This is a genomic window from Nitrospirota bacterium (assembly GCA_016214855.1).
Classification (GTDB): domain Bacteria; phylum Nitrospirota; class Thermodesulfovibrionia; order Thermodesulfovibrionales; family UBA6898; genus UBA6898.
This window is the reverse complement of record JACRMT010000004.1, coordinates 360,780-383,786: the sequence shown is the minus strand read 5'-3', so window position 1 is coordinate 383,786 and position 23,007 is coordinate 360,780. Positions and strand designations below refer to the sequence as shown.

At 48.9% G+C, this 23,007-nt stretch carries 25 protein-coding genes, 1 tRNA gene and 1 pseudogene; 25 read left to right on the top strand and 2 right to left on the bottom strand.

The window, feature by feature from the left end; all coding sequences use genetic code 11:
- Positions 1–130 precede the first annotated feature (130 nt).
- The 5 genes from HZB62_03915 (at position 131) to HZB62_03895 (ending at position 4,435) form a co-directional block, all read left to right on the top strand.
- Positions 131–1,408, top strand: coding sequence for a DUF11 domain-containing protein (locus HZB62_03915; protein ID MBI5074308.1), 1,278 nt, complete (start codon positions 131–133; stop codon positions 1,406–1,408).
- Between the two features lie 245 nt (positions 1,409–1,653).
- A complete protein-coding gene (locus HZB62_03910) occupies positions 1,654–2,397 on the top strand; it encodes a choice-of-anchor D domain-containing protein (GenBank protein MBI5074307.1) in 744 nt (247 codons plus the stop codon).
- A gap of 280 nt (positions 2,398–2,677) precedes the next feature.
- Positions 2,678–3,307 carry a nitroreductase family protein gene (locus HZB62_03905; protein ID MBI5074306.1) on the top strand — a complete coding sequence of 210 codons (630 nt, stop codon included), beginning with the start codon at positions 2,678–2,680 and terminating at the stop codon, positions 3,305–3,307.
- A gap of 15 nt (positions 3,308–3,322) precedes the next feature.
- Positions 3,323–3,835, top strand: a complete 513-nt coding sequence (gene tpx / locus HZB62_03900) for a thiol peroxidase (protein MBI5074305.1) — start codon at positions 3,323–3,325, stop codon at positions 3,833–3,835.
- A gap of 21 nt (positions 3,836–3,856) precedes the next feature.
- A complete protein-coding gene (locus HZB62_03895; protein ID MBI5074304.1) occupies positions 3,857–4,435 on the top strand; it encodes a superoxide dismutase in 579 nt (192 codons plus the stop codon).
- A gap of 206 nt (positions 4,436–4,641) precedes the next feature.
- Here HZB62_03895 and HZB62_03890 read toward each other — a convergent pair whose 3' ends face one another.
- The gene (locus HZB62_03890) at positions 4,642–5,796 is read right to left on the bottom strand and encodes a radical SAM protein (protein ID MBI5074303.1); all 1,155 of its coding nucleotides are present in this window, start codon (positions 5,794–5,796) and stop codon (positions 4,642–4,644) included.
- Positions 5,797–5,839: 43 nt separating this feature from the next.
- Here HZB62_03890 and HZB62_03885 point away from each other — a divergent pair, with 43 nt between their 5' ends.
- From HZB62_03885 to HZB62_03860, 6 genes are all read left to right on the top strand, one after another.
- Positions 5,840–6,205 (top strand): hypothetical protein, encoded by a 366-nt coding sequence (locus HZB62_03885; protein ID MBI5074302.1) that lies wholly within the window; start codon positions 5,840–5,842, stop codon positions 6,203–6,205.
- Positions 6,206–6,251: 46 nt separating this feature from the next.
- Positions 6,252–6,722 carry a ferritin family protein gene (locus HZB62_03880; protein MBI5074301.1) on the top strand — a complete coding sequence of 157 codons (471 nt, stop codon included), beginning with the start codon at positions 6,252–6,254 and terminating at the stop codon, positions 6,720–6,722.
- Between the two features lie 11 nt (positions 6,723–6,733).
- Positions 6,734–8,452, top strand: a complete 1,719-nt coding sequence (locus HZB62_03875; protein MBI5074300.1) for a 2-oxoacid:acceptor oxidoreductase subunit alpha — start codon at positions 6,734–6,736, stop codon at positions 8,450–8,452.
- Positions 8,436–9,287 (top strand): 2-oxoacid:ferredoxin oxidoreductase subunit beta, encoded by an 852-nt coding sequence (locus HZB62_03870; GenBank protein MBI5074299.1) that lies wholly within the window; start codon positions 8,436–8,438, stop codon positions 9,285–9,287. Before HZB62_03875 ends, HZB62_03870 begins: the two co-directional genes overlap by 17 nt.
- Positions 9,287–9,874 carry a VOC family protein gene (locus HZB62_03865; protein MBI5074298.1) on the top strand — a complete coding sequence of 196 codons (588 nt, stop codon included), beginning with the start codon at positions 9,287–9,289 and terminating at the stop codon, positions 9,872–9,874. The genes HZB62_03870 and HZB62_03865 overlap by 1 nt, the downstream gene beginning before the upstream one ends.
- A 63-nt stretch (positions 9,875–9,937) precedes the next feature.
- Positions 9,938–10,747, top strand: coding sequence for an alpha/beta hydrolase (locus HZB62_03860; protein MBI5074297.1), 810 nt, complete (start codon positions 9,938–9,940; stop codon positions 10,745–10,747).
- Between the two features lie 4 nt (positions 10,748–10,751).
- Here HZB62_03860 and HZB62_03855 read toward each other — a convergent pair whose 3' ends face one another.
- Positions 10,752–11,072 carry a c-type cytochrome gene (locus HZB62_03855; GenBank protein MBI5074296.1) on the bottom strand — a complete coding sequence of 107 codons (321 nt, stop codon included), beginning with the start codon at positions 11,070–11,072 and terminating at the stop codon, positions 10,752–10,754.
- Between the two features lie 109 nt (positions 11,073–11,181).
- Between HZB62_03855 and waaF the strand changes: the two genes are divergently transcribed.
- The 14 genes and pseudogenes from waaF to HZB62_03785 all read left to right on the top strand — a co-directional run bounded on the left by waaF (position 11,182) and on the right by HZB62_03785 (position 23,007).
- The gene (gene waaF, locus HZB62_03850) at positions 11,182–12,750 is read left to right on the top strand and encodes a lipopolysaccharide heptosyltransferase II (GenBank protein MBI5074295.1); all 1,569 of its coding nucleotides are present in this window, start codon (positions 11,182–11,184) and stop codon (positions 12,748–12,750) included.
- On the top strand, positions 12,743–13,768 hold the full coding sequence (waaC, locus tag HZB62_03845) for a lipopolysaccharide heptosyltransferase I (protein ID MBI5074294.1): 1,026 nt from the start codon (positions 12,743–12,745) through the stop codon (positions 13,766–13,768). The genes waaF and waaC overlap by 8 nt, the downstream gene beginning before the upstream one ends.
- Positions 13,765–14,067, top strand: a complete 303-nt coding sequence (locus tag HZB62_03840) for a DsrE family protein (GenBank protein ID MBI5074293.1) — start codon at positions 13,765–13,767, stop codon at positions 14,065–14,067. Before waaC ends, HZB62_03840 begins: the two co-directional genes overlap by 4 nt.
- Before the next feature lie 12 nt (positions 14,068–14,079).
- Positions 14,080–14,250: a hypothetical protein gene (locus HZB62_03835; GenBank protein ID MBI5074292.1), complete on the top strand. Its 171-nt coding sequence runs from the start codon at positions 14,080–14,082 to the stop codon at positions 14,248–14,250.
- A gap of 35 nt (positions 14,251–14,285) precedes the next feature.
- Positions 14,286–15,977, top strand: coding sequence for a glycosyltransferase family 39 protein (locus HZB62_03830; protein MBI5074291.1), 1,692 nt, complete (start codon positions 14,286–14,288; stop codon positions 15,975–15,977).
- A 51-nt stretch (positions 15,978–16,028) separates the two neighbouring features.
- On the top strand, positions 16,029–17,273 hold the full coding sequence (locus tag HZB62_03825) for a molybdopterin molybdotransferase MoeA (GenBank protein MBI5074290.1): 1,245 nt from the start codon (positions 16,029–16,031) through the stop codon (positions 17,271–17,273).
- Between the two features lie 104 nt (positions 17,274–17,377).
- Positions 17,378–17,452 (top strand) — tRNA-Val (locus HZB62_03820).
- Between the two features lie 219 nt (positions 17,453–17,671).
- A complete protein-coding gene (gene dcm, locus HZB62_03815) occupies positions 17,672–18,811 on the top strand; it encodes a DNA (cytosine-5-)-methyltransferase (GenBank protein MBI5074289.1) in 1,140 nt (379 codons plus the stop codon).
- On the top strand, positions 18,808–19,560 hold the full coding sequence (locus tag HZB62_03810) for an HNH endonuclease (GenBank protein ID MBI5074288.1): 753 nt from the start codon (positions 18,808–18,810) through the stop codon (positions 19,558–19,560). Before dcm ends, HZB62_03810 begins: the two co-directional genes overlap by 4 nt.
- A 366-nt stretch (positions 19,561–19,926) precedes the next feature.
- The gene (locus tag HZB62_03805) at positions 19,927–20,238 is read left to right on the top strand and encodes a hypothetical protein (GenBank protein ID MBI5074287.1); all 312 of its coding nucleotides are present in this window, start codon (positions 19,927–19,929) and stop codon (positions 20,236–20,238) included.
- Between the two features lie 293 nt (positions 20,239–20,531).
- Positions 20,532–20,665 (top strand): annotated as a pseudogene (locus HZB62_03800) (transposase).
- Positions 20,666–20,887: 222 nt separating this feature from the next.
- Positions 20,888–21,118: a DUF433 domain-containing protein gene (locus HZB62_03795; protein MBI5074286.1), complete on the top strand. Its 231-nt coding sequence runs from the start codon at positions 20,888–20,890 to the stop codon at positions 21,116–21,118.
- A gap of 218 nt (positions 21,119–21,336) precedes the next feature.
- Entirely contained in the window at positions 21,337–22,560 is a 1,224-nt protein-coding gene (locus tag HZB62_03790) for a type II toxin-antitoxin system death-on-curing family toxin (protein ID MBI5074285.1), read from the top strand.
- Between the two features lie 222 nt (positions 22,561–22,782).
- Complete coding sequence (locus HZB62_03785) at positions 22,783–23,007, top strand: toxin-antitoxin system, antitoxin component (protein MBI5074284.1); 225 nt, start codon at positions 22,783–22,785, stop codon at positions 23,005–23,007.

Sequence of the window (23,007 nt, the reverse complement as noted above, 5' to 3'; positions counted from 1 at the left end):
GAGGGAACTGGAATCCATCACCGTTGATACCAGGAACAAACCGGCGACAGATCCGGCAGTATTTACCGCTGTGAGTCAGGGCGTGTACTGGAGTTCTACGACCAGCGTTGCTACAGCCCTCTTGAATCCGATGTATGCCTGGGGTGTATCCTTCAGCAACGGTGATGTGATAACCCGTGCAAAGGACCAACTCCTCGGTGTGCGCTGTGTGCGTTCGAAGAAGGGCGGGGCTATCGGCCATGCTGACCTCTCAGTAACGGTTTCTGATAACCCTGACCCGGCTGTCGTTGGTAATGTCATAACATACACGTACACAGTGACGAACAACGGTCCTGACAAAGCAGCCGGCGTTCTGCTTGAGGACACACTTCCCACCGGCACGTCTTTTGAGCCTGCAGGGTCAAACCCCTCATGCAGTGCAGCCGACGGCAAGGTTAGTTGCCTTGTCGGAAACCTTGGTGCAACAGCTCCGGGCAATACGGCAATAGTGGTCGTAAACATTACTGCCCCCATGGTGAGCGGAGTGATCACCAACACTGCGCGTGTGCTTTCAGATACAAACGATGCTGATTTATCGAACAATACGGTGACTGAAAACACAACAATTCACTACCGGTTGAGGGTTGTTAAGCTTGGCAACGGGACGGGCACTGTTACCAGTCTTCCTGTGGGGATAACCTGCGGTAATGACTGTGATGAGACTTCCCTGCCGCAGGTGACAATGACCTTGACCGCAGTTCCGGACACATTATCCATATTCACCGGATGGTCAGGAGGCGGCTGTACGGGTGTGGGTGAATGTGTTGTACTGGTTAATGGTGATATAACGGTGAACGCTACGTTTGCGAAAGACGTAACAGCCCCGGTAACAACTCCTGAGCCATCAGACGGACAGTTCAGGTCTTCAGTATTCGTGACACTCACCTGTGCAGATTCTGAAACCGGCTGTGATAGGACATATTATTGTCTTGGGATCGGCTGTGCCCCGACTACTGTTTATACAGGGGTTCCGATCAGAATTACTTTTACAGAAGATCTGCGTTTTTACTCAATTGATAAGGCCGGCAACAGTGAAGCTCTTGTGGTAAAAACCTATACGGAAATCGGCCAGATGGCAAGAAACAGCTTTTTCCGGATATCTGACAATTGGCTTGTGAAGGCCTATACAACCTATTTGGCTGTTTCAGATTCTTACCAGGTATATGTGGCAGTTCTGGATGCACAGAGCAATATTCTGGTCCCGGTTGGGTCCGTATTGCTTCCCACGAACCCGTATCTGGTTCTTGATTCTGCCAGCAGTGCGGATATCACCTTCGTTTATGACGAGCCTGCAGGCAAGGGCTATATTTTCTCGTATGACCATACAGGTGCAGAGGTCATATCTGAGATATTCGGTATACGGCATTGAGGACATTGACAAGCAGGAGGTACGATATGGATGTCGTGAGTAATGAATATCTGATGCTTATCCATACTGCCGAAAATCAGATAAGGATCGAACGGGAAATTTCTGAGATTATCTCGAACGCCATAGGTTTATTGCTATGTTAAGGCCGAAGAGGTCATACGGAAGGGAGGGGCCTGATGAAATTTGATAGAGGTGTGGTTCACCCAAGGGAAATGAATGCTTTTAAATTACTATGGAGGTGCACAATGAAGAAGATATGGATATGCGCGGTGCTGTTACTTCCCCTTTTGACAGGGACAGGGTATTGTGAAGAGGCTGGTTGTCTTCAGACTAAGAATAACTGGATAATACGGGTTGTGTCAGAGGGAGTAGCAAATCCCTTTGGCTTTGTTCTCGAGGTTACTGACCCGTTAACCGGAGCACTCGTAACCCACGACAAAATCAAGGCTTTTTCAGGAGCGGCTCCGCCCTTCCATTGCCTGAATCCGGACAGTTCAACGACGAATCTCTGTCTTATTGAAGCGAATGCTCAGCATACCGATGTCAGCCTTGCCTGTGACGCAGCAGCCGGCACGGCATATGTTTTTCACGACAGTGGCGGTCAGCCTTTCCTCAATACTATCAAAGACATAACCTTAGTATCTGTGGGAACACCGATATTGACTCCAAGCGCCACTCTGCTTAATTTCGGCACAATTACCGTGAATACAACAGCAAACGCAGCTTTGACAGCAAGAAATACGGGTACCGCAAATCTTACGATAACTTCAGTCACATCCCCTGCGGCTCCGTTTACCAAGATTAGCGACACCTGCACTGGAGCGACACTGATTCCTAATGGAACATGCGCCATTACCGTCCGGTTTGCCCCGACAAATGCGATAGTGTATAACGGGAGCTTTAATATACTTTCGAATGGTGGTAACGCAACAATCTCTCTGACGGGAACAGGAAAGGCATCAGGCGGAGGGATAGGGATGGGGTTTTAGTATTGAGTCAGCGAAGAGCGGGCGATAAATGAGGCAGCACAGCCTGCGGTCATTGGCCGCGGGCTGCTTTTATGTGATAAATTACTGCATTATGATCTATCTTTCCTGACGCGAGTGCTCAGTGTAATATCACTTGTATTACCTGGTGAAACGCGCCTCTCAAGGCTTTTTTTATACCGCGAATTGATAATTCAGTATTTGTCTTGACAGTATATTCCAGTGTGGTAACCTGTACCATCAGCATAATTTCCAATCTGTCATGGAGAGAAAGGAGTGTGGCATGGACGTTATACAGGCGATAAAAGAGAGACGTTCGATCAATTTTTTCGAGCCGGGCCGGAAGCTGTCTGATGAAAAGATCAGAGAGCTCATTGAAGCCGCGAAATTGGCGCCGTCTTCGATGAACCTCCAGCCCTGGAGAGTCATTGTGGTTAAGGACAATGACAAGAAAAAAGCCCTGAGGAAGTGCGCATATGATCAGCCGAAGATTGAAGAGGCCTCTGCGGTCCTTATCATGATCGCTGATCCCGGGTCCCTGGAGCAGAGCATCGAGACGGTACTCAAGAGCTGGGTTGATCTCGGATACATGAAACCGGAGATGGTTGAGACTTATAAGGGCATGGCAGGGGGGCTGTACGGCACTGTGGACAGTCTCAGGCGGAAGGTCTTTGCAGTCAAGAACACGTCAATACTCGCCATGAACATCATGCTTGCAGCAAGAGGATTAGGGCTCGAAACCCATCCCATGGACGGTTTTGACGAGGACTGCATCAAGAAAGAATTTACTATTCCGCCTGACAAGATCATCCCCATGCTGATCACGGTTGGATACCTGAGGTCTGGTATAACCCTTCTGCCCAGGGCGTACAGGAAGAGTTTTGAGGATTTTGTGACGTTTGACAGTTATTAAAGGAGGAGGATATATATGGAGAGAAGCGGAGTAATAACATTTCAGGGCAGCCCCCTTACACTGCTCGGTCCTGCTCTCAAACCGGGCGATAAGGCTCCGGACTTCAGTCTCCTGGACGGAGAGATGAAGCCATTTGGCCTGAAGGATCTTTCAGGAAAGGTCAAATTGATCAGCGTGACGCCGTCGCTGGACACCCCGGTCTGTGACCTCCAGCTGCGCAGGTTTAACACAGAGGCTGCCGGTCTTCCGGGTGACGTCATGGTCCTGAATGTAAGCATGGACCTGCCGTTTGCTGTCGCAAGATTCTGCACCAGTGCCGGCATTGACAAGGCAAAGGCACTTTCGGATCATCGGGATGCAGGTTTTGGTATGGCGTATGGCGTGCTGATAAAGGAGCTGCGCCTGCTTGCCAGGGCGATCTTTGTGCTGGACAGAGGCGACGTGATACGCTATGTTGAGATCGTTCCCGAGATAACGGACCACCCGGATTATGAAAAGGCAGTTGCTGCTGCCAAACAGATCATATAAATTACGCAAGGAGGAGAGATCATGTCATACACTGCCAGGGACTTTAGCGCATTGGTTGGAATGGAAGGGTTTAGTGAAACACTGATAAAGAACCATTTTACCCTGTACCAGGGATATGTGACGAATACGAACAAGGTCGCCGATATCCTTGACCAGATGCTCAGGGATGGCAAAACCGCCACACCCGAGTATGCGGAGCTGAAAAGAAGATTCGGATGGGAATTTAATGGGATGAGGCTTCATGAATATTATTTCGAGAACCTTGGGGGCAAGGGCGGCCTGAATAAGGACGGGAAGCTGATGAAGCAGATGCAGGCCGATTTCGGAAGCTATGAGAACTGGGAAAAGGACTTTAAGGCCACAGGCACGATGCGCGGTATCGGATGGGTTGCGCTTTATGCTGACCCTGCAAATGGAAAGCTCTTTAACGTCTGGGTGAATGAGCATGACGTGTCCCATCCTGCCGGATGCACCCCGGTTTTGATCATGGACGTTTTCGAACATGCGTATATGATCGATTACGGCCTCAAACGCGCTGATTACATCGAGGCATTCTTCAAGAACATCAATTGGGGTGCGGCTGAATCAAGGCTTACGTAAGAGATACCCGGTATTTATCCTGCCAAAAAGCGGGGTTGAAAATAAAAGAGGGTCCCGATTATGGTTCGGGACCCTCTTTATGTTTCATTATCAGTCCTGATTAACAGGAACTCTTGCACTTACAGGTCGTTGCTGCCTTTTTCGAGATCTTCCTGATCGTCATGCTTTACACCTCCTTTGTGCAAAGATACGGACTTCGTGCCCGATCACTTTTCTTTGTTAATTATATCATAGAGCGCACATCTGTAAAGGTCTTTTCCCCGGGCATCGCCAAGGACCTCTGCGCGGTATCTGCAGCCGCCTCTGCACGAGGCAAGATATTCACAATCGCAGGTGAGGTCGCTTAACCGGACAGGGGAGATCCTCTGCCAGCACGTTCTGAGACCGTCCTGCACAGTCCCGACAGATCTGTCTGCAAAAAAGGTGCATTTTGAGACCTTCCCGTCAGCCATGACCGACATGAGGTGAAGCCCGCATCCGAACCCCTCGCCGCCGCTGTGAAGACCCTCACCAAATCCGTATTTCAGATATCTTCCTCCTGTTGACGGCGTGACCTGGGATCTTTCATTGTCCGCAAGTCTTCCTGCAACACAGGGCACGTCAACGGTCCAGTCCCTGATCCCCATTTTTCTGAAGAGCAATTCCATATCATCGAAATCATTAAGGTTGTCGGCATGAACCATGGTAGATACTGAGACCTCATAGCCCATATCAAGACAGAGACGAATGCTGTCCATTGATCGCGCAAACGTACCAGCTCCCCTCAGGATATCATGTGCCTGCTGAAGGCCGTCAATGCTGACCTGGATCTCATCGACATGAAGATCTTTCAGAACTGCCCGGTTCAGGAGGAGTCCGTTCGAGAAGAGCACCTTGCGAATCAGGAGATCAGGCAGCATATTGTTGATAGACGCGAAATCCCTGTGCAGCAGGGGTTCGCCGCCGGTGATCAGTACCCGCAGCCCCTGGAGTTCTTCAAACTCGCGAAGACTGGTCTTTATCTGATCGAGAGAAAGTTCATGAAATATATCCGGACCCGAGGACGGCCCAATATAGCAATGTCTGCAGTGCAGATTGCATCTGTCCGTGATCTGGAGTTCAAGATAGCGGAGGGACGGCTCTGGCGCCTTGATCAGGGGAGGCCGTTGTATCGGGATACGGTCTGTGATCAGTATCTTTTCCTGAACGCAGTAGTCAATGAATTCTTTTTCTGCGGAAGAGCATCCTTCTTCTGCAGAGCATGCTCTGAGGAGATCGAACGAGTCTCCATCCAGCTCATAGAGCTCATCTGTTCCCGGATGGTAGACCGAGGGGGTTTCAAGCTGCTTTAAACAGACATGCGGCGACAGGTAATAGCGCATGCTTCATTATACAACAAGCCTTATTTCTGCTAAGATGGAATTCATGGACAAAGAGGAGCTTCCGGACCGGCTCTGTGCAGGATATTGTTCGTTTTATAAACCAGGGAAAGACGAAGAACTTGCCTGCCGGGGTTTTATTATTATCGAAAAACTTCTGCGGCAGGGCAAGGAGCTCCCTGCCGTGACGGAAAAGACAGTAATGAGCATGAGGTCAGAGAACGATCTTTTTCAGCTGGTCTGCGGCGGATGTCCTTTTTTTAAAGAGGATTGCGATTTTGCTGCATGGAAGAGGGGGGAAGGCAGGGATATGACACGCAAGGCAGTGAATCCCTGCGGCGGGCTTCTCTGCCTCGGGCATTGCATAGAGAAAGGCACGGTAGATATTGAGGATATAAATCGGGTAATCTAAATCAGTTGCTGTTGGAAGCTGTGCATGACACTTTTAGGGAGGAACTATGGAGCGATATTCTATCAGGGAAGTGGTGGAGCAGGCTGTCAGGACCGAGAGGCTGGGGTATGAGTTTTACACAACGATAGCAAAGAGATTTGAAAAGAATGAAGGTCTGAAGAGGCTTTTCGACACGCTTGCAGGCAAAGAACTTGTTCATGAGAAGATGTTCCTTGAGCTGAAGGATATCATGGGCGAAGAGGAGCCGGAGGCATGGGCTGACGTGTCTGAATATATGCGTGCAATAGTGGAATCGGAGTTTTTCCTCGGCAAACATAAGTCTCTTCCCTCCCTTGAGCATGTGAAAACGGTCGAGGACGCAGTGCGTTTTGCGATGGGGTTTGAGAAGGAGACATTGCTCTATTTTTATGCTCTCAGGGATGCGGTGCAGCAGAAAGATGTGGTTGACGAGATCATCAATGAAGAGAGGAGCCATATCATGTGGCTTGCGAAATTCAGGGACAGTTTCATTAAATAGCGTTATATCGCATGGACTATTCTATCAGGATCTGCGGAGAGGCCGGCCAGGGAATCCAGACGGTCGGTGATACCCTTTCCCGGGTCTTTGCACGGAACGGTTACCATGTTTTTACCCATCAGGATTATGAGTCCCGCATCCGGGGAGGACACAACTTCTATCAGGTCCGCATTGCTGACAGACCGCTGACCGCAGCATGCGACCGCATCGATATCCTTATTGCCTTTGACGTTGAAAGCATGGAAAAGGATGCTTTGTTCGTTGCAGAGCAGGGACAGATTATCTATGACTCCACGGTCCTGAAGCAGAAGCCCGATGGCCGGAAATTTCTTGATATCCCCTTTACTTCCCTTGCGATCGAGCATGGCGGGAGCAGGATCATGGCCAACACCGTTGCAACAGGCGCTATCCTGGGCCTGCTCGGCATGGATATGGATATTCTCTTTAAGATCATTTCTGATACCTTTCAGAAAAAAGGAGATGATGTCATAAAGGCAAATGTTGCAGCAGCTGCAGCCGGATACGATTTTGCGGTCAAAGGGTGCGCGAGTTGTTCTTTTTCCGCGGCAGCAAGGGCTGAGCAGAAGATGCTCATTGCAGGCATTGACGCGATCGGGGTTGGAGCATTGGCATCGGGCTGCAAGTTTTATGCAGCGTATCCCATGACACCCTCGACCGGCATCATGAACTACCTCGCAGGCAAGTCGCAGGAATTCGGGATCATTGTTGAACAGGCAGAGGATGAGATCGCTGCGATAAATATGGCTCTCGGCGCATCCTTTGGCGGCGTCCGGGCAATGACCGCAAGTTCAGGAGGCGGATTTGCGCTGATGGTGGAAGGTCTCTCGCTTGCTGCAATGACGGAAACGCCGATCGTCATAGGACTTGGCCAGAGACCGGGCCCTGCAACAGGCTTCCCTACGCGGACGGAACAGGCAGAACTGCAGTTTGCCCTCTATACAGCTCACGGTGAGTTCCCCCGGATCATCTTTGCGCCGGGAGATCCTGAACAGGCCTTATATCTTACCAACAAGGCATTTGATCTTTCAGAAAAATACCAGGTGCCTGCATTTGTCATCTTTGACCAGTATCTGGCTGATACACAGTGGACCTATGCGGGGTTGGACCTGAACCGGCTGGTGTACACGGACTACCGGCTGAGGGCGGATAGCCTTAGCGGTCTTTCAGAATATAAGAGACATGCATACACCGAAACCGGCGTTTCTCCCCTGGCAGTGCCCGGGCAGTCAAGGCATATAGTTGTTACAGACAGTGATGAACATGATGAGGACGGCCATCTTGTTGAAGATGCAGAAACGCGGAAGAAGATGGTCGAAAAAAGACTTCTCAGGAAAATGCCCCTGATACAAAAAGAGATCGCTCCTCCCATGCTCTATGGCGCTGCAGATGCGGAAATTGTGCTCGTGGGATGGGGATCGACCTATGGCGTGATAAAAGAAGCGGTTGATGAGCTTTCAGGAAAACAGTCCGTTGCCATGCTCCATTTCAGCGAAATATTCCCATTTCCCGGCACTGACGGATTTGATTTCCTCGGGCTGCTCAGGAATGCGAAGAAAACAATATGCATCGAGCAGAATGCCATGGGCCAGTTTGCGCGGCTCGTGCGTGCTGAGACAGGCTTTGAGTTTTCGGCTGCAATAAACAGATATGACGGTCGCCCCTTTACCGTAGAGAACCTCCTGGGAGAACTGCATGGCCACATTGGATGATTATAAAGGGCAGACGCCTGCATGGTGTCCCGGATGCGGCAATTTCAGCATCCTCAGGACATTCAAGGAAGCGCTTGTTGAACTCGGTCTTGAACCGCACCAGTTTACCATAGTCTCCGGTATTGGACAGGCTGCCAAGTTCCCGCATTATCTCAAATGCAACACCTTTAATGGTCTTCACGGCAGGAGCCTTCCTGTTGCTACGGGACTCAGGCTCGCCAACCATGAGATGCTGGTATTTGCTGTTGCCGGGGATGGCGACTGCTATGGCGAGGGCGGCAATCATCTGATGCATGCCATGAGAAAGAACGTGAATGTGAAGCTTTTTGTCCATGACAATCAGGTGTACGGTCTCACAAAAGGCCAGGCATCGCCCACAACCCATGAAGGTACGGTGACGAAGAATATGCCGTTCGGTGTTTTTTCTGAGCAGTTGAACCCGATGGCTTTGGCTGTCGCGCTTGACTGCAGCTTTGTTGCCCGCAGTTTTTCCGGCGATCCGGAGCATCTCAGATCGATTGTCAGGGAGGCGGTAGCGCACAAAGGGTTCTGTCTTGTTGATATTCTCCAGCCCTGCGTATCGTTCAATAAACTGAATACCCACGAATGGTACAGGCAGCGGGTATATCATATTGAGCCAGAATATGACCCTGCTGACAGGGTAAAGGCATTCGAGCGCTCCCTTGAATGGGGGGATCGGATCCCTATCGGCGTCATTTACCGGAACAGTCGTCTCTCGCTCGAAGAGAGAATTCCGATGATCCATGAGAGACCTCTTGTAAAACAATCTCATGATATCGCTAAGTTATGCGATATACTTAAAGAGTTTTATTAATGTCAAGGGTGACGTTCAACGGTGTTAATCACCTCGCCATGGCCACGGGTGATATGGACAGCACGATCCGCTTCTGGCGTGATCTGCTTGGCATGAGGCTTGTTGCCGGTCTCGGCCAGCCGGGATACAGACACTATTTTTTCGAGATATCAGAGACCTGTGCCATTGCTTTTTTTGAGTGGCCGTCGGTGAGGCCTGTTGGAGAAAAGGAGCATGGACAGGTGGTCTCGGGACCGTTTATCTTTGATCATGTATCTTTCGGTATGGAGACAGCAGATGATCTTTGGGCCCTAAAGGACAGGATCGATGCTGCCGGTTTCTGGGTATCAGAGATGATCGATCACGGGATCATCCATTCCATATATTCCTTTGACCCCAATGGTATCCCTATTGAATTCAGCTGTAATGCCGGGGATCTTGATATCAGGAAGACACCGGTGCTTACAGACCCGGCGCCGACCGCAATCGCACAGGAGGGCCCTGATCAGAATACGGATGTCTGGCCGACGGCAGTGAGGCCCACCCCGGCCGCAGAGCGCAGAATATATCCCGGAGAGGGGATCCGGTATATTAAGGGGATAAAGTAATGGCCTATGCGCCAGGCCCTTATTATGGCCTTTCTGAGTAGGAAGCTGCCGGGCCTGAAACGTATGCTCTTCACCGCTTTGATCGGTCTTCTGCTTGGCTATCTTGCCCTGATCGTTTTTGTGTATTTCCGCCAGCCCAAAATGCTCTACTTTCCTTCAAGAGATATTGAGATGACCCCTGCCGCCATCGGCCTTTCCTATGAAGAAGTGAATTTTAAGACGGCGGACGGGCTGACTATCGCTGCATGGCATATACCTGCCCCTGATGAGCGGGCTGTGCTGCTTTTCTGTCATGGCAATGCAGGCAACATTTCTCACCGCCTCGACTCGATCAGGATATTTCACGATCTTGGCCTCAGCGTACTCATTTTTGATTATCGCGGATATGGACGAAGCGAGGGCGAGCCCACGGAAAAGGGCACCTATCTCGACGCTGAGGCTGCATGGGATTTTATGGTAAAGGATAAGCAGATCGACCCGTCACGCATCGTGATCTTCGGCAGGTCACTCGGCAGTGCTGTGGCAGCAGAACTTGCGCTGAGGAGAAAGGCCGGAGCATTGATCATTGAATCAGGATTCACATCAATTCCTGATCTCGGCCGGAAGTATTATCCCTATCTGCCGGTCGGCCTTGTCACGCGCTTCCATTATGCAACCATAGACAAGGTCAGCAGCCTTGCGCTGCCCAAGCTCTTTATCCATAGTCCGGATGATGAGATAATCCCCTATGACCAGGGCAGGAAACTCTTTGAAAAGGCGGCTGAACCCAAGGAGTTCCTGAAGCTGCAGGGGAGTCATAATGAGGGCTTTCTCATGTCCGGGCTGTTCTATAGCAGCGGCATAGAACAGTTCATCCTGAAGTATTTCCGATAACTGCTTACGCGGACCTCAGGTAAGAGATGATCGCCCATATCTCAAGATAACCGAGATGGTCGTACACAGGCATACGTGATTCAGGGTTGTGTGACTGTGCGTTTCTGATCTGGCGCATGATCCAGACTGTGCCGCGTCTTTTTGTTACTTCCGTAAGATCAGGGCCTGCCATGCCCCCCTGTCCCTTAAACCTGTGGCAGGAGATGCATCTCTGCTCCCTGAACAATCCCTCACCACTCGGCATGAAGAGCACAATACTGATGAGCAGGAATACGACAGCAAAACCAATACCAAGAAGGGCTATCCTTTTATTCGATCTGTCCATGACAATGTATCCGATCTGAGAATTATAGTATCATAGAACTGTTTTTTCAGGAATACGCGAATGGATATTGGGCATAGTTCTGAATCATTGAGGATACGAAGAACTCATCATGGGCGAGCAAAGAAAACAGACTGAAAAGCGGAATGCAGTCCTGGTCAGGGGTGTTAACTGGATCGGTGACGCTGTTATGACCATACCTGCTTTAAGGGCATTGAAGAGATCTCTGCCTGATGCAAGGCTCTCCCTCCTGGTAAAGCCCTGGGTAGCCCCTCTTTTCGAGAAAGATCCTGATATTGATGAGATCATCATATATGCGGATGAATACAGGGGACTAGCAGGAAAGGTCAGGCTTGGCCAACGATTAAAAGGCTGCGGTTTTGATTCTGCCGTGCTCTTTCAAAATGCCTTTGACGCTGCATTGATAACCTTTCTTGCGGGGATCAAAAGCCGGATCGGGTACAGCAGGGATGGAAGGGGATTTCTTCTTACGCAGGCAATCCCGTGCGATGCGGCGGCAAGGGGTCTTCACCATATTGACTATTATCTCGATCTGATAAGAAAGGCCGGTTTCAACGGCATGCCTGATCGCCCGTGGCTGTTCCTGGATATTGAGGAGAGGGAAGGGGCGAGGCGTGTACTGGAAGGCCTGAAAAGGCCGGTCATCGCGCTGAATCCCGGGGCAGCCTATGGATCATCCAAGAGATGGCCTCCTGAACGATTCGCCGGTGTGGCTTCCAGGGTAATAACAGAGCTCAACGGCAGTGTGGTCATTCTTGGCGGACCGAATGAGGCCGGGATCGCAGATGACATCCTTAAGCATATTGCCCCTGAGCTCGTTAAGCCTCCGTCATTGCTGAATCTCTCTGCCAGGACAGGTCTTCGCGAGCTGATGGCCATTATTGCAGAATCCGATCTTCTGGTCACGAACGATTCAGGTCCCATGCATATCGGGTATGCGGTCGGCACTCCCCTGGCAGCGATCTTCGGCTCGACCTCTCCTGAGCATACCGGCCCTGTCGGCAAAGCTGATATTGTGATCAGGAAAAACGTGGCATGCTCGCCATGCTTTGAGCGGGAATGCAGAAAGAACGAGCTGGCCTGCATGGACCTTATCACTTCTGACGAGGTCTATTCTGCGGTTAAAAAACTGGCCTTCACAAAGAGAGCGGTATTTTTTGATCGTGATGGAACGCTCTGCAGGGATGCGCACTACCTCAGCAGGATGGAGGACCTGGAGGTCTTTCCGGAGATCGCGGCCCTTTCAAAACTGAAAGAGCGGGATTTCAGTTTGATCGGCGTATCGAACCAGTCAGGAATAGCGCGCGGTATGGTGCAGGAGAGTTTTACGAAACAGGTGAATCAGTTGTTCATTGATCTATACGGATTTGATGACTTTTATTACTGTCCTCATCACCCTCTTGATCATTGCTCCTGCAGAAAACCTCAGCCCGGCATGCTGATCACAGGCAGGTGCGATCATGGCATAGACCTGAAACGCTCTTTTGTCGTCGGCGACAAGGATGATGACATGCTCCTTGCACGGGCTGTTGGAGCAAAGGCCATATTGGTGAAGACCGGCAAGGCAGAGACATCACCCTATGCAGACGCAGTTGTTGAAGGGCTTGATGAGGCGGTCAGCGCAATTTTATCAATGAGCAGCGGGCTGGGAAATGCCTGAGAGAATTGTCTGCAGCAAGATGCTGATCGTGAAACCGAGTTCGCTCGGCGATGTGGTGCATAGCCTTCCGTTCCTGAACGCCATGAGAGCCTGTTTTCCGAAGGCCGAGATCCACTGGGTGATCGCAAGGGGCCTTGAAGGTCTGCTCGATGGCCATCCTATGATCGATAAGCTGATCATTATCAATAAGGACCTCTGGAAGGACCTCTCCCGAACTGGCAATACCCTGAAAGAGATCAGGGGACTTTACCGGCAGCTCACACAGGAAAGATACGATGTAGTCGTCGATCTTCAGGGTCTGCTTCGCAGCGGTTTGATCACGCGTGCTACGCATGCGCCGCTGAGGATCGGGTTTCAAGCGGCTCGCGAGGGCAGCAGGCTCTTTTATACGCATAAGGTCAAAACCGCCAGGGATATGCATGCAGTCGACCGGTACATGCAGATCGCTGCAGAACTCGGCTGCGATGCGGCCGGAAGGGTCTTCCCGTTTCCCCTTGCCGGCAATGCCGGGGATAAGGGAGGCCGGCTTGCGGATTCAGGCCCCTATGCTGTTCTGGTGCCGGGCGCGAGATGGAAGACCAAGATATGGCCGGCAGAGAGCTTTGGAAAAGTTGCCGCTCTGCTGCCTCTTCGGTCAGTGATCGTTGGAGGCAAAGCTGACAGGGCTATTGCGGATGAGGTGGTAGCGCACGCAGGCGGAAAGGCGATTTCCGTGGTCGGGGAGACAAGTCTGAAGGAATTGATAGATGTCATGCGGGCTGCGCAACTGGTCATCACCAACGACTCGGGTCCGATGCATATTGCTGCTGCGCTTAACGTGCCTGTTGTGGCGCTCTTCGGCCCGACAAGCCCGTTGAAGACGGGGCCGTATGGCAGCGGCCATGTTGTTCTGCAGTCACAGGCCGGGTGTGTGCCCTGCTTTAAAAGGGACTGCACTGACATGCGGTGCATGAAGGAGATCACGCCTGACGCAGTTTTTCACGAAGCTGAGCGGATATTGAGGGGAGAAAAGAGATGATGCTTGGCATCCTGGTAAATACGGACAGGCACAGCGGCCATCTTGTGGGATTGACCCATGCAGCGCGTGCCCGTGGGCATGAGGTGAACATATTCCTCACGGATATCGGCACGCGACTTCTGAACGATCCTGTAGTGCGGGCACTTGCCCTGCTTCAGGGGACTAAGATGAGTTTCTGTGCCCAGAGCGCAGGGAGGCTCGGGATCGCGTACGAAGGCATTAGCTCTGAGATCATTGCAGGCAGCCAACTGAACAATGCCATCATGAACCATCATGCTGACAAAGTGATCGTCCTTTAGGGAAAAAACATAATGAAGATCCTGCATATATTGAATGACGGGCCGTCAGATCTTTCCACTCTTATAATCCGGGAGCAGCAGAAGGTCCATGAGATCAGGATAATTGATCTCTCTCAAGCTGATCTTTCCTATGATATGATCGTTGATGACATATTCTCGTATGACCGGGTCATATCCTGGTAGAGAATATATCGATTCAACGTCGATGCGCTGATACCATGAAGTCCGCTGGAGGTCGGCTCAGGAATGCCGGGACTTCATTCTTTATCTTTTCCCTGTCCCTTCTGCTGTTTTATGTTCTTTACCGGTCAAGATCTTTTGATGACAGCAGGTTCACCAGCTGGGAGGACGTATTTTCTGTTGTCAGGCCTCTGCGGACAGGAGTTCTGCTCTGTTTCAGCCTTGTTGCAGCCTACATTCTTTCGCGCTCTGCCCTGGTCGAAAAATATGCGCCGGCAGCCCTCTTCATGGGGTCCTTTGTTGTCTCTTCGCTTTTTTGGCAGGAACCTGAGATGATCGTGGATGCATCGCGGTACTTTACGCAGGCAAAACATCTTGAGCTTTACGGCTTCGGGTATTTTTTCCGTGAATGGGGCAACGGCATCAATGCATGGACAGACCTTCCTGCCATACCTTTTTTGTACGGGGTGCTCTTCAGGGTATTCGGTGAGAGCAGACTCGTCATACAGGTCTTTAACAGCCTCTTTTTTTCTTCAGCAATCGTGCTCACCTATCTGACCGGAAAGGAGCTCTGGGGCAGGGACAGCGGTCTTTATGGCGCAGTATTTCTCCTCGGCATTCCGTACCTGTATACCCAGGTGCCTCTGATGATGGTCGACCTGCCGTCCATGTTCTTCTTCATGCTTTCGCTCTATACCTTTCTTCTTGCCCTGAGGCGCGGCGGTATGATGGTAGCAGCTGCGAGTCTGGCCATAGGTATATCTTTTTTTACAAAGTATTCGACATGGCTCATGCTGACCGTGATTCCGGTCATGTATGCGGCAGAACTTTATCAAAACAGAAAAGAGGAGCTTGACCGCTTTGCCCTGCGGGGCATGATCGTATTTTTCGCTTTTTTTTTCCTCATCTCGATCGTGATAGCGTTCAAGCATGACGAGATCGTCAAGCAGATCCATCTCCTGATCTCATACCAAAAGCCGGGACTGAAACGCTGGGGCGAGAGTCCTGTTTCGACGTATTTCTTTCAGATGCACCCCTTCATCCCTGTGCTTGCTGCGGTCTCGCTTTTTGCTGCTGCCAGGAAAAAGGAGATGACCTATGTCATGATCGCCTGGCTGGTCCTTGTTATCCTTGTTCTGCAGGTCAGGAGGATCCGGTATATCATCATGGTCTTCCCCCTGTTAAGCCTGATGGCCGCATACGGACTTGGAGCGGTCAGGGATAGGATGAGTGCCCGTTTTATCGCGTATGCGACCGCTGCGTTTTCACTGACGCTTGCCTTATCAGGATTTTTGCCGTTTCTGCAGCATACGAGCGCTGCCAATCTGAGAGACGCTGCAGCCTATCTGGACAGTCTTGACGTCGAGATTGTCGAGGTCTTCACTTCCCTGCCTGACGATTACGTCATGAACCCTGCTGTTTCCGTGCCGCTCCTTGATCTGCATACGAAGAAGAAGATCGTATATCGATATGACGAGACTGCATATCCTCTGCCTGAAGATGTGAACAGTTCGGCGCTCCGCTTTACCTGGACCTACAAAAACCCGCTCTATTATCAGGAAGACCCGGAGGAATCCGGCAAGAAGGCCGTCCTGATGATCACGGACAGCACGGAAAGGAAATTGCCTGATCTGATCCGGGAAAAGACCGCGCATCTTTCCGGGAAGCGGACGTTCGGCATCAGCGACAAGGTCTTCCGGCATCAGACACTCGTAACGGTTTACCATTAAACGCGATATCTTGTTCCTGCCATTTCCACTATAATAACAGCCATGAAAGATATGCTTGGCCGCGAACGTGTCATGACCTCGGAAAATGCGCTGGACCTGCTCCTCGGAAATCTTAAGGATAAAAGAACTGCGGTGAGGGCGGTGCCGATCGCGGAATCTCTCGGCATGGTCTGCGCAGAGGATATTGTTGCAGCAGACGATCTGCCGGCCTTTGCGCGCTCAACGGTAGATGGTTATGCGGTGAGGGCAGAAGATACCTTTGGCGCTTCAGAGACCATGCCGGTATATCTGAACCTCGCACAGGAGATCTTCATGGGCGAGGCTGCGGATTTTATGCTGGCTGATGATACGGCCAACAAGATCCCGACCGGCGGCATGCTCCCTGTCAGGGCAGATGCTGTTGTCATGTTCGAGCATGTGCAGATCATTGACAACAAGATGATAGAGGTGATGAAATCTGTCGCTCCCGGAGAAAATGTCATTCAGGCCGGGGAGGACGTGAAGCGGGGTGAGATCGTGATCAGCAGGGGGCGGCGCATGCGGCCTGCCGACATCGGCGCATCTGCAGGCATTGGCGTAACTGAGGTGAAGGTCTATGATAAGCCGGTTGTTTCGATCATCTCTACGGGTGACGAGATCGTCCCCGCAGACCAGGCTCCGTCGATAGGAAAGATACGTGATACCAACTCGTATGTCATTACGGGTATGGTCGCTCAGGCCGGCGGAATACCGGGGAGAAAAGGCATATTCAAAGATGACTATACGGTAATACGCAATGCTGTTGAAGATGCGATGAAGGATTCTGACGCCATCGCTGTCTCAGGCGGCACGTCAGTCGGGACAAAGGATATGATAGCCAGGATCATTGAGGATATCGGCAATCCCGGCATCCTGTTCCACGGTCTTTCACTCAAGCCGGGCAAGCCGATGATCGGCGGTGTCATGAACAATATTCCTATCTTTGGTCTTCCCGGGCATCCTGCTGCGGTCAGCGTCTGTCTGGACATATTCATGAGGCCGGTATTGAATGCCCTCTGCGGTCTTGAAGAACGCTGCGCTGACCGGTTGAAGGGAGTTGTTCAGGCAAGGCTTTCCAGAAATGTATCATCATCCCAGGGCAGGGAAGAGCATATCAGGGCGGTGATAGAAGAACGGGAGGACGGCCTCTGGGCAGTTCCCCTGCTCGGAAAGTCAGGCCTGATCAGGACCTTAGTTCATGCTGACGGGACCTTTGTGATCCCGGTCAATATCAACGGCATTGAAAAGGGTGAGAATGTTGAAGTGAGACTCTTTTAGAAAAACTTTGAAAGCCTTATTCCATGCGCATTCACAGGCCTTCCCTTGACAAAAAAGAGCCCTTTTAGGTTTAATGTATATCGCCTCGCAGCATCTCTCGATTTAGGCTCGTAGCTCAGGGGGAGAGCGCTACCTTGACACGGTAGAGGTCGGCGGTTCGAAACCGCCCGGGCCTACCATTAACTGATTGATAAGTAAGGATATTTTCTTGCCAAAAAAGAGTCCATGGACAAACCATGGACAAACATCTCTTCTGGATAATGAGAATTTCTTTCAATTGCCACAAGAAAACCTTTCAAAACAGATTACAAAAGTTCAATTGTTCTGCTCGCATTTTCGGCTTTACAAGAAGCATAGCACTGGGTATAATTTGGTATAATAAATTCCCAGAGGATTAAATGCCGCAAATTCATACAAAACTCGATCCTAAGACGCACAAAAAGCTTCAAAAGAAAGCCAGTGAATATGGTTATAGCCTGCAGGAGTTTGTCGAACGTACCCTGATAAAGGCAGCGGAAGATGAACAGCTGTATTTCGCCTTCAAATCTCCGGAGCAGGAAAACAGGGATTACAAGTTTATATTCATAGATCTGTTCGCCGGGATCGGTGGCATCCGTCAGGCATTTGAAGGGCATGGCGGAAAATGTGTTTTTTCTTCGGAATGGGATAACTGGTGCCGGAAGACATATCTTGAGAATTTCGGAGAAATGCCTCATGGTGATATCAATGAGATAAAACCTGTGGAAATACCAGACCACGATATTCTTGCTGCTGGATTTCCCTGTCAGCCATTCTCCATTGCAGGCGTATCAAAGAAAAAAAGCCTTGGCAAGGAACATGGGTTTAAGGACAAAGCACAGGGCACGCTTTTTTTCCGCATAGCAGAGATTTTGGAGGCGAAGCGGCCCAAGGCCTTTATGCTGGAAAATGTCAAGAATCTCAAGAATCATGATGGAGGCAATACCTTCAGGGTAATTGAGGGTGCCTTGAAGGAACTTGATTACCATGTTTGTTTTGATGTAATCGATGCCGCACACTATCTGCCGCAGCACCGCGAACGTCTTTTTATCGTTGGCTTCGACCGTAAGATATTCAGGGATAAACCGGACTTTTCCTTTCCCAAACCTCCAAAGAAGAAACCAACCCTTGGCAGTATTCTTGAAAAGAAATTCGATAATAAATATATTCTCTCTGACCACCTGTGGCAGTATCTTCAGAACTATGCCGAAAAGCACAGACAAAAAGGGAACGGCTTCGGTTACGGGCTTTTTGACGGCAGTTCGGTAGCCCGCACCCTGAGCGCGCGCTATTACAAAGATGGGTCTGAAATACTTATTAAAGTCCCGAACTCGAATCCCCGGAGGCTGACACCGCGCGAGTGTGCGCGCCTGATGGGCTTCGATGATAAATTTGTAATTCCCGTGTCTGACTCGCAGGCATACAGACTATTTGGAACATCCTCTGTTGTGCCAGTCGTAAAATCAATTGCGAAATCAATCGTGCCTTTTGTAATATCTTCTCAAAAGGGCTTGTCATGAAAAAATGGTCGAGACGCGAGTTAATTGTAGCATTTAATCTTTACTGCCAAATGCCTTTTGGAAAAATTCATAGCCGTAATCCCATCATCATGCAAGTTGCAAAACAATTAAATCGAACATCTTCATCGGTAGCCATGAAAATGTTGAATTTCGCCAGTCTTGATCCAATCATCACTGATAGCGGAAGACATGGCCTTGGTAATGCGTCAAATGCAGACAGAGAAGTCTGGGAGGAATTTCATAGAGACTGGGAAAATCTAGCGCTTGAAGGCCAGCTTTATTTACACAGAGCAAATGTATTTTCGTCTAAAGAATTGCCACAGATAGAAGCCACCGATTTCACAGGCAAAACAAAAAAAGCGACGGTTGAGGTAAGATTGAAACAGTCTTTTTTTAGACAGGCTGTTCTGAGTAGTTATCAGGCGCGGTGCTGTATGACTGGATTAGCTGACCCAAGATTGCTTGTTGCCAGTCATATCATCCCCTGGAGTCAAGACAAAGCAAATCGATTAAACCCGAGCAATGGACTTTGTTTGAGCGCGTTACATGATAAAGCATTTGACCAAGGGCTTATTACTGTACTGCCAAATTGGGAAATAAGAGTATCAAAGCATCTGGATGGATCAAAAAATGCTTTCTGCAAAATGGCGATTGTTTTCTTAGAAGGCAAGAAGATTAAGTTGCCGGAAAAATTTTTACCAATGATAGAATTTCTCGATTATCACAACAAGAATATTTTTATATCGTAACTTTGTATCACGATTACTGCAAACGGTGACTCATATGCTGCATAAAATAATGCCGCGAGCGCCAATATCTTAGCGGGATATATTTTTATTAAATTTGCCTTTCAATAGTTTTTATGATGTTATGAAAGTGCCTCGCGATTTCTTGAGCTTCAAAGGAACCATAACATTCTTCTATCATAATATGTTCATTTTCTTCACCTGACAAATAAGAAGCAGTTTTTTGATATGAAACTGCTCGCGAATTTAACGCATCAATAATTTGAAAAACATCTATAGCGGAAAGTTTCAAGTTATAAATAGTAGTCAATTCAATAACCTCCTTTTTTCAAAAATATAGTGTCATTTTAACTTAACCTTTGGTAAAGTATCTATCACGGATGTCTCCATTATTCGGAAATCTTCACGGCAAAAAGGACGTTACGGGAAAAGTGGCGTCAGATCGTTACGGAAGGTACAAGAGGCCTTGGTTTCTACCTTGCTACAATCGATGAGGGGATCAGCGCACCCCAGCTTGGAGAGATGCTAAATCACAGGATTTATATTGTCGTTCCTGAAAACATCAAAAATAAAATATCCGCCTATAAGGCAGCGCCAAATGTTATAACCTATGAAGATTTTTTCCGTCAACATCTTGATCCTGCAGTGAGACGTTGGAAGGAAAATGGAATTATCGATTAACTACCTGTATTGAGAGTTTCTTCGAGAAATTCTCAATAGTTTCACTTTGACATACCTCTCATGTTGTCGGTGTGTAACACTCTTAATAATTCTTTTTGTTAATCGGCATTGAAAATTGACCCACCATCGGCGTCCAATTTTGACCCACCCCGGCGGTTAGTTTTTCTTAGAGTTTCTGGTCTTGATTCTCCAGCTGTCGTTACCTGTCTCGATGATATCACAATGATGTGTAATCCTGTCCAGAAGAGCAAGGATTGAAAGGGGTTGAGCTGATCATCTCGGTAATCCCCTTGAGGATCATGAGGGAGATCAGACGAAGGACGCGGGTAGTAGGGGCATTCCCTGACGGTAATTCAGCGCGCTTATGCTGGTTGCGGCAAGACTCAGACATATCGCAGGGACGAAATGGGGGCTAAGGCAATATCTGATGATTTACTATCCACTTTCCGCTTGTTTCGATTTGGCAAAGAAAGAAAAGATCGATATGACAGCGCCCTCCTGCAAGACGAAGCAAGAGGACAGTGCGCTTAGCAGGGTTATGTCTGATACCCTCCGTAAATAGGCCTTGTTTTAAAGCATTACAACCTATTATCATTAATCACTTTTTGCAATGTTACTTTCTGATATTAAGACAATGTGAGGTGAAGCCATGAAAAAACTGACGAGGATAACCTTTAATCCAGAAATAATGGGCGGCAAACCCTGCATCAGAGGCATGCGCGTCACGGTCGGAATGATCGTAGGGATGATAGCTGCCGGTCATTCCAGAGAAGATGTTTTAAAACTCTATCCTTATCTGGAGCCCTCGGATATCGACGAGGCGCTTTCGTACGCCGCATGGCGTTCTGAAGAAGTTGAGGTCCCCTTTCAGGCTGCATGAAGCTCCTGATTGATTTGAATCTCCCGCCGGTGGCACGCGCCGGAGTAGGGCGAGTCAGAAGAGACTTGAGAAGGAAAAAGAGATTGCCGAGGTTTGCAGACAAGAGTTAGACCATACTTCGAGTGATATCACGATGAAACATTATGCCAGAGGCAGAAGAGAACAGATCTGACCTGTAATCAACCATTGATCGTGATTGAGCGTAAATTATCAAATAAATGAAGATCACTAAAACATCAGTTCAACGATTAGCCCATGAGGCAAACCTTCCAATTGATGATGTTCGCATCATGTTGATGGACGGAGCAATTAACCTTGGAAACAAAGTTAATGATATCTCGAAAGAAGACTTTAAGAAAGCAAGGCGCTTACTTGGTCTGGATGATATATCTCAAAGAAAACAGTTATCTGACTTATCTTTGCTTGCAAAAAGATTTAGCTTATCCGAAGACGAGCTGCGAAATCTCCTCTATGAGAAAGGTCTGCTGACAAAGAAAAGACTTAAAAGAATACCTCATGCTTTACTTTCTCGCGCTGAAAAGCTTGTTGGTGACTTTTTGAATCCAAGGCCAAAAAAAATACAGGTAGAGAAAGCGACTGAGCCTTTAGAGAATATTGAAAAGGGAAAAAAGAAAAGAACAAAACGAAACCGCAAAGACAAATGGCGTATTGTTGGGCCGATAGAAGAAGACATAACCTACCTAACACCTAAAGATGTTGAATATATCCATTGGATTCTCGTAGAGGACTTCAAGAGTTCAAAAGACCCCGTCGAGCCTCCTGGTGTTCGGAGTGAAGCACTTCTTGCGTCTGCGCTGAGTCGGCCCACTACATCTCTGGGATTGGAGACTAAGTACCCAACTATAGCAATGGCTGGCGCTGCCCTGTTACATGCAATTGTCAATAATCATGCTTTCCATAATGGTAATAAGAGAACTGCATTAGTTGCATTATTGGTATTTCTTGATAAGAATGGATGGAAGATAACCTTAGATCAGGATTCTTTTTATGATTATCTTATTGCAGTTGCCTCTCACAACCTTATTGATAAGACTACAGCCCAGGTAATTATCGGCTCAGATCCAGAAGTAATGCATATAGCTAACGCCCTTCAAAATAATATTAAGAGAATACGTCTCGGAGAGTACCCGCTTCAGTTTCGCCAACTAAAAAGTATCTTAGCCGAATACGACTGTGAGTTCGATACTCAAATTCGTGGCAGTAACAAGCTCAAAATAACTTGTAGGGGATTACAAACTATACTCCACTACGAAGGTGATGGTAGGGAGGTTGATCCTCAGACTATCCATAGAATTCGCAGAGAACTGCAGCTTGACGAAGCGCACGGGTGTGATTCTGATATTTTTTATAACAAAGGGCCAAGAATTCCTGACTTCATAAACCGGTATCGTAAATTACTATACCGTCTTGCAAAGGTGTGAGCGTAGCCTGAAATTAACATGATTTTTTTGGACAAACCATGGACAGAATAGAGCGCATAAAAAGCCTGTAACTTACTTATTTATAAGGAAAAATGTGCCGGTTCGAAACCGCCCGGGCCTACCATTAACTCCTTTCTAATATTGCTTTGCAATCACCTTGCCTGGCTTTACATGAGATAGTCAGCGGTGTATCATAAGTGTATCACTTTTTAGGGGGTCCCTATGCCGACAAACAATCCGAGAGTAAATGTTGTATTGGAAAAACCACTTTATGCAAACGTCGAACGGCTTGCCAGGAGGGATGGCGTTTCATTGTCCATGAAAGTGCGTGATCTTGTTAGTGTTGCTCTGGAAATTGAGGAGGACGTTGCTCTGACAAAGTTTGCAGACGCTCGCGAGAAGTCCTTTAGCCGCAAGAAAAGCCTGAAACATGACGAGGTGTGGTAG

Bases quoted from the DNA above. Each gene is read 5' to 3' on its own strand.
- HZB62_03915 (MBI5074308.1), top strand. From the start codon at position 131: ATGTATGCCTGGGGTGTATCCTTCAGCAACGGTGATGTGATAACCCGT.
- HZB62_03910 (MBI5074307.1), top strand. From the start codon at position 1,654: ATGAAGAAGATATGGATATGCGCGGTGCTGTTACTTCCCCTTTTGACA.
- HZB62_03905 (MBI5074306.1), top strand. From the start codon at position 2,678: ATGGACGTTATACAGGCGATAAAAGAGAGACGTTCGATCAATTTTTTC.
- tpx (MBI5074305.1), top strand. From the start codon at position 3,323: ATGGAGAGAAGCGGAGTAATAACATTTCAGGGCAGCCCCCTTACACTG.
- HZB62_03895 (MBI5074304.1), top strand. From the start codon at position 3,857: ATGTCATACACTGCCAGGGACTTTAGCGCATTGGTTGGAATGGAAGGG.
- HZB62_03890 (MBI5074303.1), bottom strand. From the start codon at position 5,796: ATGCGCTATTACCTGTCGCCGCATGTCTGTTTAAAGCAGCTTGAAACC.
- HZB62_03885 (MBI5074302.1), top strand. From the start codon at position 5,840: ATGGACAAAGAGGAGCTTCCGGACCGGCTCTGTGCAGGATATTGTTCG.
- HZB62_03880 (MBI5074301.1), top strand. From the start codon at position 6,252: ATGGAGCGATATTCTATCAGGGAAGTGGTGGAGCAGGCTGTCAGGACC.
- HZB62_03875 (MBI5074300.1), top strand. From the start codon at position 6,734: ATGGACTATTCTATCAGGATCTGCGGAGAGGCCGGCCAGGGAATCCAG.
- HZB62_03870 (MBI5074299.1), top strand. From the start codon at position 8,436: ATGGCCACATTGGATGATTATAAAGGGCAGACGCCTGCATGGTGTCCC.
- HZB62_03865 (MBI5074298.1), top strand. From the start codon at position 9,287: ATGTCAAGGGTGACGTTCAACGGTGTTAATCACCTCGCCATGGCCACG.
- HZB62_03860 (MBI5074297.1), top strand. From the start codon at position 9,938: ATGCTCTTCACCGCTTTGATCGGTCTTCTGCTTGGCTATCTTGCCCTG.
- HZB62_03855 (MBI5074296.1), bottom strand. From the start codon at position 11,072: ATGGACAGATCGAATAAAAGGATAGCCCTTCTTGGTATTGGTTTTGCT.
- waaF (MBI5074295.1), top strand. From the start codon at position 11,182: ATGGGCGAGCAAAGAAAACAGACTGAAAAGCGGAATGCAGTCCTGGTC.
- waaC (MBI5074294.1), top strand. From the start codon at position 12,743: ATGCCTGAGAGAATTGTCTGCAGCAAGATGCTGATCGTGAAACCGAGT.
- HZB62_03840 (MBI5074293.1), top strand. From the start codon at position 13,765: ATGATGCTTGGCATCCTGGTAAATACGGACAGGCACAGCGGCCATCTT.
- HZB62_03835 (MBI5074292.1), top strand. From the start codon at position 14,080: ATGAAGATCCTGCATATATTGAATGACGGGCCGTCAGATCTTTCCACT.
- HZB62_03830 (MBI5074291.1), top strand. From the start codon at position 14,286: ATGAAGTCCGCTGGAGGTCGGCTCAGGAATGCCGGGACTTCATTCTTT.
- HZB62_03825 (MBI5074290.1), top strand. From the start codon at position 16,029: ATGCTTGGCCGCGAACGTGTCATGACCTCGGAAAATGCGCTGGACCTG.
- dcm (MBI5074289.1), top strand. From the start codon at position 17,672: ATGCCGCAAATTCATACAAAACTCGATCCTAAGACGCACAAAAAGCTT.
- HZB62_03810 (MBI5074288.1), top strand. From the start codon at position 18,808: ATGAAAAAATGGTCGAGACGCGAGTTAATTGTAGCATTTAATCTTTAC.
- HZB62_03795 (MBI5074286.1), top strand. From the start codon at position 20,888: ATGAAAAAACTGACGAGGATAACCTTTAATCCAGAAATAATGGGCGGC.
- HZB62_03790 (MBI5074285.1), top strand. From the start codon at position 21,337: ATGAAGATCACTAAAACATCAGTTCAACGATTAGCCCATGAGGCAAAC.
- HZB62_03785 (MBI5074284.1), top strand. From the start codon at position 22,783: ATGCCGACAAACAATCCGAGAGTAAATGTTGTATTGGAAAAACCACTT.